This is a genomic window from Priestia megaterium (genome assembly GCF_046599315.1).
In the GTDB taxonomy this organism is placed as follows: domain Bacteria; phylum Bacillota; class Bacilli; order Bacillales; family Bacillaceae_H; genus Priestia; species Priestia megaterium_F.
The window spans coordinates 572683-587006 of the sequence record NZ_JBKIKC010000001.1; the positions used below are offsets into that span (position 1 = coordinate 572683).

Genomic DNA, 14324 nt, shown 5'->3' on the forward strand with positions numbered 1-14324 from the left:
GGAGTAAAGAGCGGCTTTAAAAATTCTTAATAATCAAACTACTGCTCATACTTGGGGATGAGAGTTGTTAGTCACGTTTTTTTACTCTAAAAGTAAACGCTTTCAAAGGAAAGAGGGAAAATAAAGGAGGTTGTTTGAATGCTAGCACTACTAGGTTTTACAATGATCATTGTCTTTACGTATCTGATTATGTCAAAAAGGATGTCTCCTATCGTAGCTTTAATGGTCATTCCGCTTCTTTTTGCCGTGATTGGAGGATTTGGTAAAGGCGTTGGAGACATGATGCTAGAAGGGTTAAAACAAGTAGCCCCGTCAGCTGCGATGCTGCTGTTTGCCATTTTATATTTCGGCGTTATGATCGATGCCGGCCTGTTTGATCCATTAATCAAACAGCTGTTAAAAATCGTAAAAGGCGATCCGCTTAAAATCGTGATTGGAACGGCTCTTCTATCGCTTTTAGTTGCACTAGACGGAGATGGTACAACCACTTATATGATTACGGTTTCTGCTCTTCTTCCACTTTATAAACGCCTGAATATGAGCCCGTTAGTGTTAACGACAGTTGCGATGCTTTCTCTTAGTATTATGAGCAGCATGACGCCTTGGGGAGGCCCGGCTACTCGCGCGATTGTTGCCCTTCACCTCGATGCATCAGAGTTCTTTATTCCGCTTCTTCCAACATTAATTGGCGGCGCTTTATGGGTTATCTTTACAGGCTATATCCTTGGAAAAAAAGAGCGCAGACGACTTGGTGCGATTGACATCGAGCAGTTTGAATTAAAAAGCTCACTTGCTTTTGCTGAAGACGCGTCCTTAACTTCTCAAGAAGATATTACACAGCCAAAAAAAATCTGGATTAACTTAGCTCTAACAATTGTACTAATGGTCGTATTGGTCTCTGGTATTTGGTCTGTTTCTGTTTTATTTATGATTGGTTTTGCACTTGCTCTTATGATTAACTATCCAAAACTTGAGGATCAAAAAGAACGTTTAATGGCTCATGCAGGCAACGCGTTAACCGTTGCAGCGCTTGTCTTTGCAGCGGGTATTTTCACAGGAATTTTATCCGGCACTAAAATGGTCGATGAAATGGCCAGCCTGTTAATTCATTTAGTTCCTGATTCACTCGGTTCATTTTTACCGACAATCGTCGCTTTAACAAGCATGCCGTTTACATTTGTGATGAGCAACGACGCCTATTACTTTGGTGTTTTACCAATATTTTCTGAAACCGCTGCTTCTTACGGAATTAACCCGCTGGAAATTGCACGAGCTTCGGTACTCGGACAACCTGTTCATCTGCTAAGTCCACTCGTTGCGTCTACCTTCTTACTTGTAGGTATGGTAGGTGTTGATCTTGGTGAACATCAGCGCTTTGCATTTAAATGGGCGGTTTTAACCTCTCTTGTTTTGATTGTCCTTGCTATTGTAACAGGCGCACTTACGTTATTTTAATAGGAAATAAAAGCTGTTATGGCTTTTTATTAATAAATATGGTTGGAGGAACCTTTTAAATGTATGTAATTACGTGTTATGTAAAAAAAGGTGAAATAAAAATGTACGAGTTTGACAGTAAAGAAGAAGCGCTTTCTCAGCTAAAAAGGCTGAAGGGCTGCACAATTCTTTCAGAAGTTGTTTACTTTAATGATTTATCGGTTGTTCCGATAGCTATTTAATTACGTATTACTCAACCCTATAGGTACAAACTTGATAAGCTTCCTTTCGCTCAAAAGGAAGCTTCTTTTTTTATGTTTTTTGTACACTCTGGCCAAGCGGATTATGGAACAGCTGCTAGCACCTTTCCTCTCATGAGCCTTTTATTAAGTCTGGTTCATTTTGTTTCCTTGCTTCAATCATATGAATAATTCGGTTTATATGGGGAGTCAACACAGAGCATTTTTGATAGAAGGCTCCGTCTACAACAAGCAGCTCTTCATCCATTCCACAAAACTTACAGCGCAGCTCTTGTGGCCCTGCATAGGATGTGTGATAGACAGTATCGTTAAAGATGGTGTAAAAAGTATCCCTTTGCTGCGCATCGTAAAAGCCATATTCTTTATTAGTGTCATCACGGTAATTAACTCCATAATTCCGTTCAAATTCTTCTTGAGTAAATTGATCCTGTAAAAGTTCATTTTCGAGTAGTTTCCTTAAACAGTACTCTATTTCTTCGTAGTTAAATGAACAATCATGTACGTAAACTTCTAGTTCTTCATTGCTGTTCTCTTTTACCATCACTTCGCTACCGCAAATATTACAGGGGTGTTTAGGACGCTGTTTATCAAAATAAGAGAGCGTTTGTACCTTTTCAACTATCATTTCATCGTTAATCTTTTTAAATTTAATCATCACATTTTCTGTTTGACTAATGTTTTCGTTATACATCATCACTTCATATTCATCTATATTCTTTTCGTTTTTTTTTCGACTCCAATGTTCAATTACTTCATATGAAGAAATAGTAAAAAACTCTTTAAAATTCACTATTAACATGCATCCTTCCAAAAAAGTTTACGTTCTCTGTGTACCAAACATGCTCTATACTATCATTTTTTCAAAGACTTACACCACTAAACGAACTTTTTTAGGTTCAAGCATATCTTTTTTATAACCTTCATACATAACACTAACCCTTTTATAAGGAGGTCTTTATGAATACGTATGTAATGATCAGCATTGGCGTTGTTGCCAGCGCATTTTTATTTCGGAAATACCGCAAGCAAGTCGTTGAAATATATACAGTCAGTGAATTTATTCACGCTAAAAACGGAGCAGTTGCGACGAGTTCTACGTGGCTTGACAAGTTTTTTAAAGAGACCTACGCTACCGGTCCAAACTACGAAAAAACAGAGAATGACGTTAGCGAGGATGGAGACGGCGGTGAATAACTAAAACAAAAAAGAGATTGAGACATAGCTGCATCAATCCAATCTAAAGACGAACAAATTGGATACATGAGCTGAACTGCTTATTACACCGCTGTTGATTTCCGTGCAGGACTTCGCTTTCCGCGGGAGTCTCCGCCTTGCCCTCCAATCAAAAGCTAGAAGCACCTAAATAGATTAAACCTACCTTCACCCTACCAATAAAAAAATCCGAACGAAGTTGATTCTCCATCAAGAATCTTCCCCGTTCGGATCTTCCTTCAGCTAAAACACTTTTGTCCCAGCCTCTTTCGTATTAATCATCGCTTCCTAAAATACCAAAAAAGCGAAGCAAGTTGATGAATAGATTAATAAAATCTAAATACAACGATAGTGCCAGCATCGGAACAAGCTCTTCTGTAATTTCACCGTGCTTCATTTGGTTAAAATCATACAGCACATAAAGTGAGAAAACGATCGTGCCAATTACTGAAAATGCCATAAGTGCAGGCGTTGTTAGAGGACTAAACAGCGAGAAAATGCTGATGCACACTAATGCTAACAGCGCTACTAATAAAAAGCTGCCTAAAAAACCTAGATCTTTTTTCGTTTTTGCGCCAACCACACCCATCACTGTAAAAATAACGAACGTGCTCCCAAACGCATAAAGAACAACTTGTGCGCCCGCTACTGATGCATAGTGGCTAACAATCGGGAACAAGGTGATGCCTGATATAAATGAAAACGCATATGTAAAACCGTATCCTACGCTTTTTTTCTTTCTTAACATAAATGCCGCAATCAGCATAACAAGTTCAGCAATCGCTAAAGGAATAAAATAAGCCGGCGGCACATATTGCCCCACGTATAAGCCAACTGTTGAAATAAACAACGAAAAAATAAATGTTACTAATACTTTTTGAAACAGAGACCGCTGCTCTACTCCAATCACTTCTTGCATGTGTAAAACCTTCTTTCTAAAATCTGTTATATTTTATATAATACCTACCTTTTCAAGAAAAATAAAGATAATACCAAGGTCTTTTTTCTTATTTTATAGAAAAGCAAGCATAGACGACGTCGTCTATGCTTGCTTTTTACACCTTTATTTCGGCAAGAGAATTCCGTCGATAATTCCGTATGACTTTGCTTCTTCAGCACTCATAAAATAATCTCGTTCCGTATCATTCGCCACTTTTTCAACCGGCTGCCCCGTTCGTTGTGATATGATTTCATTGATATGCTGCTTCAGCTTTAAAATTCGGCGGGCACTAATCTCAATTTCAGTTGCCTGCCCTCTAGCCCCTCCTAGCGGCTGGTGAATCATAATTTCACTATTAGGAAGTGCATAGCGCTTTCCTTTTGTTCCGGCTAACAGAAGCAGTGCGCCAAAGGAAGCGGCCATGCCCGTGCAAATCGTTTGAACGTCCGGCTCGATATACTGCATCGTATCATAAATGGCAAACCCTGCTGAAGTCGAGCCCCCGGGACTGTTAATATAAAGTGAAATATCTTTTTTAGGATCATCTGCTGCGAGAAATAACAGCTGCGCGACCACACTGTTGGCAATATGATCATTTATTTCGTCTCCAATTAAGATAATTCGATCTTTTAACAGCCTAGAATAAATATCATATGAACGTTCACCGCGGTTACTTTGTTCAATTACATATGGAATGGTACTCATATATATCCTCCTTACAACACGTAATATGGCTATGCAGCCATGCAGAGAGTGCATGTCGGAGTATAAGTTGGTTTTTGGATAACGCTTTTTAATGAAGGAAGTGCATGAATCAAAAAAGCGGGATCCTGCGTTTCTAACGCTTTATAAAAAAGCTCTGACAGCTCTTTTTGTTCTTTTTCATCCCAAAAAAAATCTGTGGAAAACGGCTCACCGCCTTTTTCTAACCGCTGCTTGGCACGATGTAAATTGCTTTTTACCGCTGTTTCTGACATTTGTAAAATCGAAGCTATTTCTTTCAGCTGATAGCGAAATCCTTCTTTTAAGAAAAAGATAACTGCTTGCTTCGGCGTAAATTGACTAAGCAGCAGTTCGACAGAATGTCCTTTATTATCAAACGTATGCTTTTCAGCTTGTTGTTCCAAAGCTTTTTCTTCAGCTACTCCTTCACGCTTTCGTTTTCGCAGCAGGTCAATCCAGTGATGATACGCGATTTTATTTAACAGCGCGGAAGACAGCTTGTGCTCTTCACCTTTATATCGTTGAGCCTTTAAAAATGTTTCTTGCGCAATATCGTCTCCGTCCCACACATTTTGTGCTAAAAAGCGGCAGTACTGCTGCAATTTTGGGTAATGCTCGTTCCAGCATACATCGTCAAAGCTTTCTTTTTGTTTTTCGATTTTTTTTGAATGTGACATGATTTTCACTCCTTTTGCACTCTCTATTTAGTAAACGATTAAAGGAAGCTCAAAAGATACGGGGGATCAAACTTTTTTACACATTATATGCTTAAGCAGCTGTTTCTTTGTATTATAATGAAGATACTTTTATCTGAGGAGTCTAAAATAATATGCGAAGAAGAAGATTATACGGTAAGAAGAAAACGAACAAACTGCATTATAGAGACTTGACCTGTGAACACCCTCAGTCCGCTTTGCCTATGAGCTATACAAGTGACGCCCCTTTTTACTATTATGACGCGTCAGAAGATGAAAAACAAAACGATTTTGAACTATATTCAGAAATTTGTATCATGAATCAAGAACATTTTTTCATTAGAGGCTGTGTTGAAATTCCTGTTCTTAATGAACAAAGTCCTTTCATGTGGAACATCTGGGTTTCTTTAAGCGAAGAAAATTTTCACCGAATGATAGATTTAGGGGAAAGTGAAGAAAGAGAACATGAACCACCTTATTTCGGCTGGTTTTCAGTTTCAATACCAGGGTATCCTGAAACCCTAAATTTAAAAACAAATGTGCATACAAGATCCGTTGGAACACGGCCGCTCATCGAGTTAGAGCCGACGGATCACCCTTTAGCCGTCGAGCAGCGGGAAGGGCTAACTCTAGAACGAATCAAAGAAATACAAAAACAATTAGCTACGTATTAAAAAACCAAGACAGCCTCAGACTGTCTTGGTTTTTCACCTTTATGGCATGCGCTTTGCTCCGTAATATTTAGGCGCCCAGTAGCTGTCCACTTTATAATTTGTAATTTTTACACCCTCAGATGTGGATACGTGAACGACATAGTCATTTCCAATATAAATAGATGGAATAAGCGAACTTCCTTCAAAAAAGACGAGATCTCCCGGCTGTAAGTCAGATTTTGAAATGGTTTCTCCTTTTTCCCACTGCTGACTCGCATAGCGCGGAATGTCTTTTCCTGCTGCTTCTTTGTAAATGTATTGAACGAAACCAGCTGTATCAAAGCCTGTAGAAGGACTCATCCCATCTTGTGCGTAAGGCACTTCTCCAACATATTTAAGAGATTCCGTCACAAATGGATTGTCTTTTGACAGCGCTAAGTCATCGTAGCGCCTTGCTCCTGCATACTTAGACGTCCAATAGCTGCTCGTGAGGTAATCCACCGTCACGTTTTCACTGCGCTTAGCATGAATAAACTGATTGCCTCCTGCATAGATACCTACATGTGAAATACCTTCACGATACGTATCTTTAAAAAAGATAACGTCTCCTGGCTTTAAATCTGCGCGGGCAACTTCTTCTCCAACTTGCCACTGCTGATCGGTTGATCTCGGAAGATAGACATCTGATGCGTGCTGAAATACATACGCAACAAATGCGGAACAGTCAAAACCGTCCGTTGGCGACTCGCCTCCGAATACATACGGCGTACCGAGATGTTTTAGCGCTTCTGCAATGACTTCATTATCTTTTGCAATTTCCGGTGCTCCTGTAATACGCTTTGCTTTTGTAAAATGTGATGACCAATACACGCTGCTTGAAAGGTTTTTAACAACGACTTTTCCGTCCGAAGAAGATGCATAAATCATCTCATCGTTTCCGATAAAAATCGCGGCTATGTTCACTTCACCATCTCCATTGGTGTCAAAAAACAATACATCGCCTGCCTGCAGCTCATTTTTTCCGATTTCTGTTCCAAGCTCTGACTGTTCTTTCACCGAACGAGGAAGCATGGTATCAAGCGCTTGCTTAAATACATATTGAACGAAGCCAGAGCTGTCAAAACCTTCGCTTTGCGTCTCCCCTCCAGGCGTATAATCTGCACCTTCATACGTTTTTGCTTTTTCTGCAATCACACTGTCATTCATTTCAGCTTGTACGTGCACCGCATTTTCTACAGGAAAAGCGCCTTCATAAAAAGCAGCAAGACTAAGCCCTAACGCTGTGACCATAAGAGGTTTCATTACTTTCATATTTGCTCTCCTTTGTTTTTTATTTCACCCAAGAAGTTTTATATGTAGATGGTTCCTGTTAAAGTATGATGCAGATGGATAGGAATTTGCTAGTATCTTTTGGCTTAAATATACTTAGCTTCCAAAGTCCTGTAAAAAATCCAGAAAAAAAACTCGGCGCTTATGGCGCCGAGCTTTTTTATTTCATGCCCACTTGGATATTCGCTGCTTGTTGTTTTTGACGTAAATTTGCAATCCACTTGTAGTAAAGCGTAATCAAGAGAACAAAGATCCCTAGCGCAAAGTACAGTTTTGAGTATCCTAAAGCGCCTGCTGCAATTCCTAATACAAATGAACCAACCGCAATACCACTATCATAGAACGTAAAGAACGTAGCGGTTGCGTATGCACTTCGATGAGTAGGTGCCGCTTGAATCGCAAGCGTTTGAAAACTTGGAAGCAAAGTACCGTAGCCTAGTCCTACTAACGCACCGGAAAATAGCAGCATCCAAGAAGAATGCGTAAAGCTTAAGCTGAATAATCCAATTGCAAAGACAATACATGATGGAATAATCACGATGTTTGGACCAGCTTTATCAAATAATCTTCCCGTAAACGGTCGTGAAATCAGCATCGCAGCTGCGAACACGACAAAGAAAAAGCTTGCGGTTTTAATCAATCCAAGCGACTGTGCGTACACAGAAATAAAAGAAATAATACTTGCATACGAAAAGGAAACAAGAATACCCACAGATGAAATCGGCATTGATTTCTTTTCAAATAAATCGTTCAATGAAAATGATCTTTTTACTGACGGAGCAGCGTTTTCTTGAAGATTTTTAACAAGCATGCCGCACAGCCAGCCAACTAGCATAATCACGCCAAATATGAGGAAAATAATGTTATATGTCATATACTGATGAAGCGTTAGTGCTAAAAACGGCCCTGCAACAACGGCTAAGTTCATGGACATTCCGAAGTAGCCAAGTCCTTCTCCTCGTCTTTTAGCTGGCACTAAATCCGCTGCAATCGCTCCCGTGACGGTTGTTGCTAAGCTGAATGAAATTCCTTGAAAGAAGCGCAGTAATAGCAGCACGTTAAAATGGTGGATGAGCATATATAAGAAGGAAGAAAGCGCAAAAATGAGGGTACTAAATACAAGCGTTTTTTTCTTTCCGATTTGTTCAATGATTTTCCCTGAAAACGGTCTAACAATAATCGCAGATAATAAAAAGATCGTAACAACAAGCCCTGCCTGCGTACTTGTGCCGTCTAAGGCATCTAATACATAAATCGGCAGCAGCGTGAGCAATGCATAAAACACCACAAAAATAAAAAAGTTGGTAATTGCAATGCTGATAAAGCTTTTAGTCCAGATTGGCTCCTGCTGGTTCGTCATTCATTTCACCCTTTTCTGTAGATTTACAAATTTTCTTTAATAACGAAATAAGCTGATCCTGTTCGCTTTCGGATAAACGAATCAGCAGATTTTCTTCTAAACATTCAATTTCTTGCTGAATTCCCGGAAGCTTTTTCTCCGCTTGAGGAGATAAATAAACGATGCGCTCTCGTTTATCACTGCCTGCCTTCCGAACAATCCACCCGCTTTTTTCAAGCCTTGTTAACGTGCGCGTAACCGTTGGCGCCTCGACATTTAAATACTGCCAAATCTCTGTTTGCGTCATCGAGCCGAATCGCTTCAAACAAAATAGAATCGAATACTGTGAGCTGTATAGCCCGTACGCTTTTAACACTTCATTTACTTCTTTAATAGACAATCTCGACTTTTGATGAAGCTCATGAAACACCAAATTCTTCACTTTTCTCACCTCGCATTTTATTTACCTAGGTAACTAATTGCTCTTTTATTAGTATATGTGCTACTGCTCAATGTGTAAAGACGGCCAAAAAGAGCAAAAAACAGCTATTTTCTCTTTATTTCTACTAATGATTTACGCTTTCACTTCTATTTTCTTATTCTTTCGTAGCACGAAACTTTTTGTATATATTTACATGCGCCTGCAAACTCTGTTAAAGAAGACGAAACACTATGCGGGAGGCTGGTATATGTTTTCACTGCGCGGCGATGCTCATAAAGTCTACCTTAAATTAAAAAAAGCGGCTCATCACAACCAACCTGCAGAAGAAATTGATGAATTAGCGGAAATGGAAGAAATTTGGCAGCTTTACCTTACGCTAGACAGCCCTACTTTACGGAAGGTTTATTACCGAATGACCAAAGAAAAAAACGGCTCCGGCGTTATTCCCATTCTCGTTTCTGCCTTGCCTTGGCTCTTTTTTTTATTTTCTCAGCGGCTGCAGCAATTTTTATTTCGAGACGGCAGCTGGCTTTGGATTATTTTTGTGCTGCTGTATGTTTTTATTCTCATTCCAAGCGTGTTTCTTCATTTCCGTGAACAATCCTGGGCTTCTGTTCATATTGAAATTATTCAAGACATTTTAAAAGACCGTGAAAAAAAGCCGGAACCCCTTTGATTCCGGCTTTTTTTTACCTATTATGAAATAGCTTGTCTGCTTTCTACGTCTCGGCCTAACTTTCTTTTGATACGCTGCAGCGCGTTGTCAATTGACTTGACATGCGTATTTAGTTCTTTCGAAATTTCAGCGTATGAATGGCCGTCCATATACAGCGCCAGTGCTTTTCTTTCTAATTCACTAAGTGTTTCTGCAATTTTTAACTCGCGGTCTTCCACTTTTTCTTGATGAATCAGTACCGCTTCCGGATTAGCGATTTGATCTCCAGGAATCATATCCATCAGCGTATAATTTGATTCTTCATCATACAGAGGCTTGTCCAACGAAATGTACGAATTTAATGGACCGTGCTTTTGACGAGTAGCCGTTTTAATGGCCGTAATGATTTGTCTTGTGATGCATAACTCCGCAAACCCTTTAAAAGATGTTAACTTGTCTTCATTAAAGTCGCGAATTGCTTTGTACAGCCCAATCATCCCTTCTTGGACGATATCTTCTTTTTCAGCACCAATCAAAAAGTATTTTCTTGCTTTTCCCCTTACAAGATTTTGATACTTATTGATTAAATACTCCAATGATTTTTCGTCTCCACTATGAACCATTTCAACCAAAACATGATCCTCTAACATAGCATAATTTTGAACTTTTTCAATTACGATGCCTACGCTCACTCATATCCCCCCGTTACACTTAGTTGAGTTTTGATGTGTTCTAAACTGATGCATGATCTACTTGTTACGATGCTACTGCAATACGGTCCAGAAACGCAAAAAGCGTACAGAGTAAACTGTCGCTTTCCTCTCTCACTTTATGCTCCCCTGCATCTTTCTATAATCTATTATAAAAGAGTATAACCGATAAAAATCAAAAAGGTTGTCGAAATATGAAAGTGCTTGCAAAAAAAATCAATTTTTATAGAAAATTCACACAAATTACTTTATTATTTCATATAGTGACAGCAATCCGGAAAAAAATCAATAAAAAATCATTCCATATGAAATAAACTTACTCAAGCAGAGTAAGTCGAAGTTGCAGATGATGCTGCTCATATATAATTAGTTACCTTCTGGCTTATCAGCATTTTTTGTTCCTTTGCTTTTATAAGGCTTTGCATTTTTCTTCTTTTTTGCACTTGCCTGCCAGCGGTTCCACCCTTTTTTGCCGGTACCTCGCCCTGTACCGCCTTTGCCTTTTGCTTTACTCATAAGTATTCCTCCGTTACCTGCGTGTTTGCTACAATAAAAAAAGACCCCGTCCAAAGTCGGAGTCTTTTTTGGATTGCATAAAATTATGCTTTTACAACGTTAGCAGCTTGTGCACCGCGTTGACCTTGCTCGATATCGAAAGTCACTTTTTGACCTTCTTCTAAAGATTTGAATCCTTCGCCTTGAATCGCGCTGAAATGTACGAATACATCGTCTCCGCCTTCAATTTCGATGAAACCGAAACCTTTCTCTGCATTAAACCATTTTACTGTACCTTCAGTCATACTATTTCCTCCAGTTGTGGAATTACTCCACGCATATATTACTACCCTTGCTCAATCGTACTATTTCCAGATAAAAATTTCTATTGAAGAATATTTCTCTTCTTTCAATTTCATACCGAACAAAAATAATTAACCTTAGTGTAACATATCAATTTCCAAATAGCAAATTTCTGTTCTAAAACAGATTTTATATTCATTATGTATCTGCTAAAAGCCTCTGTGAAAGCCTTGAAGCTAACAAAATTTCTAAATCGCGATGCGGCATAAAGCTTTTATATCGAGCAAAGTTTATCATCTGCAAAAAAATCATTCATTTAATCAATTTACTTTCTTCTCATTCCATAGCCGTGTAATAGAAACGTTCTTCTTTTCAAGATCGCTTCGATACACATCAGGGTTCGTTAAACGCAACCATGTTATAATCTAGCTCGTTCAAATAATTTATTAACTGCTGAGCTTGCTGTACACCTTGTTCTGTGAGTGATGCTTTTTCTTCCTATCCTTCTGCTTCACAATGCCTAACTACTAAAAAAGTTTTTATTCAGCTTCCCTCCCTAACACAATAATATAACCATTAATTACAAAAAAAGATAATAATAGTATATAATGATACGTGATTTATAGCTAAGGAGGAACAACATGATTCGTGAACGATCACTTTTTACAAAGGGACTCATCCTTTTACTAGTTGTTTTTATTTTAAATATCCCTTTCCCTAACTCACCGCCGCTCATTAATTCTATTTTTTCTTTTTTAGGACTCCCCATTTATGGAAATGAAGCAACAATGACGGGATTTTACTATGCTAACAATGCATGGGCAATCATACTTTTAATAAGTCTTTTTTTACTTTATAAAAGTTTGAACCGGCACCGAGTAAAATTAACGATTTTGGCTGCATTGATCGTTGCGTCCGGTCCTGTATATATGGTTGAAGCCATGCAAAAGACCGTATTGCCAGGAATATATGCCGTTTCCTACGACGCTGAAAACAGCATTTGTACATTTGAGCTGAATAAAAAAGAAACCGTATTAACAGGTACCTGTGACCTTTCATTTGAAAATCACCGTTCAAAACCTGTTACGTTTGAAGTAGCACTCGATGAGCGCTTTCCATTTGAAGATGAACAGTATTTTTTACGTATGATGAACAAACCTAGACCTCATACCGTTACGTTAGAATCAAAAGGGTATCAAATTGTAGAAATTACTGCATCTGTCAAAATACCTGATTTACCTACGAAAACCTATAACGGTGATATGAATGGCTTTCATGTAAACATTTATCAAAACGGAAAGAAGCGCTATTTATAAGTATTGAAAAAAGCCCTTATAGGGCTTTTTTAATGAGTGAATTACCAGCCAAAGCCTCCGCCGTAGCAGCTGCAACCGATAATCACTAATAAAATAAATAATACAACTAATAAAGCAAAACCAGATCCATGACCATATCCAGCGTTTCCAGACATACGAACACTTCCTTTTCTTTAGTTACTCTTTCCTCAAGGAAAATGCTGCTTGCATTTCGCTTGAGTTGGATTATCTTATGCCTGAACACGCCGTTTTGACTCTGTTTTTTTACTTTTTCTTTATTCCCCCTATCCTCCACTTCGTTATTAAAGAAAGAAAACTGCATAAGAAAGGCGCTGGTACCTCTTCCTCTCCCGTTAAAAAGAGCCCTTATTTCCAATAAGGGCTCTTTTAAAAAATGATTTATTTCACTAGCTTACGACTTTCAGAAGACAGCATTTCCGCGCGCTTACCGATACCAAGTACATAGTAACTCAGCACGACAATAGCTAAAAAGATAATGCCGACAATAAGCGATATGCGCGTTTCGTCGTTAAACCACATACCTACAAGCACCATCAGTAAAAAAGCGATTGTTACGTAGTTCGTCACAGGCGCAAAAGGCATTTTAAATGGATGTTGATCCATCGCTGCTCCTTTTGCTTTTCGAAAACGAATCTGACTAATGAGAATCACAAACCACGGAATCATACCAGGAAGCACGCTCGCACTGTACACGTACACAAACACGTTTGGAGGCGCAATATAGTTTAAGACAACGCCCGCAGCTAAGCCAAGCATCACGGCAACGGTACTATAAATAGGCACACCGTTTCGAGAAACCTTTGTAAAGAATGCAGGAGCCTGTCCGTTCACACCTAACGTATAAAGCATACGTCCTGCGCTGAAAATTCCGCTATTGCATCCAGACATTGCCGCTGTGATAACCACGAAGTTAATAATTCCCGCAGCTGCTGTAATTCCTACTTTAGCAAATGTAGAAACAAATGGACTGCCGAGTGAATCCAGCTCGTTCCACGGATAGACCGTTACAATAACAAAGATGGCGCCGATATAAAAAATTAAAATACGCCAAATTAAGCTTTGAATCGCGCTTGTTAACGTTTTTTTAGGATTCTTTGCTTCCCCTGCTGTAATCCCAATAAGCTCTACTCCTTGATATGCAGCGATAACAAGCGACAGAGCAAAGAAAAATCCCGACCATCCGCCTGTAAAGAAACCGCCGTTTGCCCATAAATTCGACAGTCCGAGCGCTTCTCCGCCGTTTCCAAGACCGAAGAAAATAAGGCCAAGACCAGCGATAATCATCAGAACAATGGTAACAATTTTAATCATCGCAAACCAAAATTCAAATTCTCCAAAAGATTTCACCGAAATTAAATTTGCCGCACCGAGAATGATCATAGCGACAATTCCCGGAACCCACGCCGGCAAATGCGGAAACCAGTACTGCATATAAGCCCCGACGGCAATAATTTCTGCCATGCCGACAATCACCCATTGAAACCAGTTGCTCCAAGCCGTGATATAGCCAGCTAATGGATGAATATATTTATGACCAAATGTCGCAAACGAACCGGTGCTCGGTTCTAAATACAGCATTTCACCCATTGCACGCATAATAAAGAAAATAAAGACGCCGCAAATGGCATACGCAAGCAGGACGGATGGCCCCGTCCATTTAATTGTGCTTGCTGAACCCATGAACAATCCTACCCCAATCGTTCCTCCAAGGGCAATCATTTGAATATGACGAGACTCAAGCCCTCTTTTTAACTCTTTGTTTGCCAATTCACTTCCCCCTAGCCACTCGTGATGGTT

General features: G+C 39.3%; 18 protein-coding genes. 6 read left to right on the plus strand and 12 right to left on the minus strand.

The window, feature by feature from the left end; all coding sequences use genetic code 11:
- Positions 1 to 138: 138 nt before the first annotated feature.
- Together ACLHDF_RS03210 and ACLHDF_RS03215 are read left to right on the plus strand one after the other, a co-directional pair.
- Complete coding sequence (locus tag ACLHDF_RS03210; protein WP_413917579.1) at positions 139 to 1455, plus strand: CitMHS family transporter; 1317 nt, start codon at positions 139 to 141, stop codon at positions 1453 to 1455.
- A gap of 59 nt (positions 1456 to 1514) precedes the next feature.
- Positions 1515 to 1676 carry a hypothetical protein gene (locus tag ACLHDF_RS03215; RefSeq protein WP_413917580.1) on the plus strand — a complete coding sequence of 54 codons (162 nt, stop codon included), beginning with the start codon at positions 1515 to 1517 and terminating at the stop codon, positions 1674 to 1676.
- 130 nt (positions 1677 to 1806) lie between these two features.
- Here ACLHDF_RS03215 and ACLHDF_RS03220 read toward each other — a convergent pair whose 3' ends face one another.
- Positions 1807 to 2493, minus strand: a complete 687-nt coding sequence (locus ACLHDF_RS03220) for a hypothetical protein (protein ID WP_413917581.1) — start codon at positions 2491 to 2493, stop codon at positions 1807 to 1809.
- A gap of 158 nt (positions 2494 to 2651) precedes the next feature.
- Between ACLHDF_RS03220 and ACLHDF_RS03225 the strand changes: the two genes are divergently transcribed.
- Positions 2652 to 2888 (plus strand): hypothetical protein, encoded by a 237-nt coding sequence (locus ACLHDF_RS03225; RefSeq protein WP_413917582.1) that lies wholly within the window; start codon positions 2652 to 2654, stop codon positions 2886 to 2888.
- Between the two features lie 292 nt (positions 2889 to 3180).
- Here ACLHDF_RS03225 and ACLHDF_RS03230 read toward each other — a convergent pair whose 3' ends face one another.
- The 3 genes from ACLHDF_RS03230 to ACLHDF_RS03240 all read right to left on the minus strand — a co-directional run bounded on the left by ACLHDF_RS03230 (position 3181) and on the right by ACLHDF_RS03240 (position 5246).
- On the minus strand, positions 3181 to 3825 hold the full coding sequence (locus tag ACLHDF_RS03230; RefSeq protein ID WP_413917583.1) for a Bax inhibitor-1 family protein: 645 nt from the start codon (positions 3823 to 3825) through the stop codon (positions 3181 to 3183).
- A 144-nt stretch (positions 3826 to 3969) separates the two neighbouring features.
- Complete coding sequence (clpP, locus tag ACLHDF_RS03235; protein WP_413917584.1) at positions 3970 to 4551, minus strand: ATP-dependent Clp endopeptidase proteolytic subunit ClpP; 582 nt, start codon at positions 4549 to 4551, stop codon at positions 3970 to 3972.
- A gap of 29 nt (positions 4552 to 4580) precedes the next feature.
- Positions 4581 to 5246 carry a sigma-70 family RNA polymerase sigma factor gene (locus ACLHDF_RS03240; protein WP_413917585.1) on the minus strand — a complete coding sequence of 222 codons (666 nt, stop codon included), beginning with the start codon at positions 5244 to 5246 and terminating at the stop codon, positions 4581 to 4583.
- Positions 5247 to 5398: 152 nt separating this feature from the next.
- On the opposite strand from ACLHDF_RS03240, the gene ACLHDF_RS03245 reads away from it, so the two are divergent.
- Entirely contained in the window at positions 5399 to 5938 is a 540-nt protein-coding gene (locus ACLHDF_RS03245; RefSeq protein ID WP_413917586.1) for a DUF2199 domain-containing protein, read from the plus strand.
- 39 nt (positions 5939 to 5977) lie between these two features.
- Here the strand turns inward: ACLHDF_RS03245 and ACLHDF_RS03250 are convergent, their stop codons facing one another.
- The 3 genes from ACLHDF_RS03250 to ACLHDF_RS03260 all read right to left on the minus strand — a co-directional run bounded on the left by ACLHDF_RS03250 (position 5978) and on the right by ACLHDF_RS03260 (position 9027).
- Entirely contained in the window at positions 5978 to 7228 is a 1251-nt protein-coding gene (locus tag ACLHDF_RS03250; RefSeq protein WP_413917587.1) for a C40 family peptidase, read from the minus strand.
- Positions 7229 to 7406: 178 nt separating this feature from the next.
- Complete coding sequence (locus ACLHDF_RS03255) at positions 7407 to 8606, minus strand: MFS transporter (RefSeq protein WP_413917588.1); 1200 nt, start codon at positions 8604 to 8606, stop codon at positions 7407 to 7409.
- The gene (locus tag ACLHDF_RS03260; protein WP_413917589.1) at positions 8575 to 9027 is read right to left on the minus strand and encodes a MarR family winged helix-turn-helix transcriptional regulator; all 453 of its coding nucleotides are present in this window, start codon (positions 9025 to 9027) and stop codon (positions 8575 to 8577) included. The genes ACLHDF_RS03255 and ACLHDF_RS03260 overlap by 32 nt, the downstream gene beginning before the upstream one ends.
- 247 nt (positions 9028 to 9274) lie before the next feature.
- Between ACLHDF_RS03260 and ACLHDF_RS03265 the strand changes: the two genes are divergently transcribed.
- Positions 9275 to 9703, plus strand: coding sequence for a hypothetical protein (locus ACLHDF_RS03265; protein WP_413917590.1), 429 nt, complete (start codon positions 9275 to 9277; stop codon positions 9701 to 9703).
- Between the two features lie 20 nt (positions 9704 to 9723).
- Here ACLHDF_RS03265 and sigH read toward each other — a convergent pair whose 3' ends face one another.
- The 3 genes from sigH to ACLHDF_RS03280 all read right to left on the minus strand — a co-directional run bounded on the left by sigH (position 9724) and on the right by ACLHDF_RS03280 (position 11192).
- Complete coding sequence (sigH, locus tag ACLHDF_RS03270) at positions 9724 to 10374, minus strand: RNA polymerase sporulation sigma factor SigH (RefSeq protein WP_413917591.1); 651 nt, start codon at positions 10372 to 10374, stop codon at positions 9724 to 9726.
- Between the two features lie 384 nt (positions 10375 to 10758).
- Positions 10759 to 10914 (minus strand): DUF3934 family protein, encoded by a 156-nt coding sequence (locus ACLHDF_RS03275; RefSeq protein ID WP_181170506.1) that lies wholly within the window; start codon positions 10912 to 10914, stop codon positions 10759 to 10761.
- Positions 10915 to 10991: 77 nt separating this feature from the next.
- The gene (locus ACLHDF_RS03280) at positions 10992 to 11192 is read right to left on the minus strand and encodes a cold-shock protein (protein WP_413917592.1); all 201 of its coding nucleotides are present in this window, start codon (positions 11190 to 11192) and stop codon (positions 10992 to 10994) included.
- A gap of 639 nt (positions 11193 to 11831) precedes the next feature.
- Here ACLHDF_RS03280 and ACLHDF_RS03285 point away from each other — a divergent pair.
- Positions 11832 to 12506, plus strand: coding sequence for a hypothetical protein (locus ACLHDF_RS03285; RefSeq protein WP_413917593.1), 675 nt, complete (start codon positions 11832 to 11834; stop codon positions 12504 to 12506).
- Positions 12507 to 12547: 41 nt separating this feature from the next.
- Here ACLHDF_RS03285 and ACLHDF_RS03290 read toward each other — a convergent pair whose 3' ends face one another.
- Together ACLHDF_RS03290 and ACLHDF_RS03295 are read right to left on the minus strand one after the other, a co-directional pair.
- Positions 12548 to 12661: a YjcZ family sporulation protein gene (locus tag ACLHDF_RS03290; RefSeq protein ID WP_013058504.1), complete on the minus strand. Its 114-nt coding sequence runs from the start codon at positions 12659 to 12661 to the stop codon at positions 12548 to 12550.
- Between the two features lie 244 nt (positions 12662 to 12905).
- Positions 12906 to 14294: an amino acid permease gene (locus ACLHDF_RS03295; RefSeq protein WP_413917594.1), complete on the minus strand. Its 1389-nt coding sequence runs from the start codon at positions 14292 to 14294 to the stop codon at positions 12906 to 12908.
- Between the last annotated feature and the right edge of the window lie 30 nt (positions 14295 to 14324).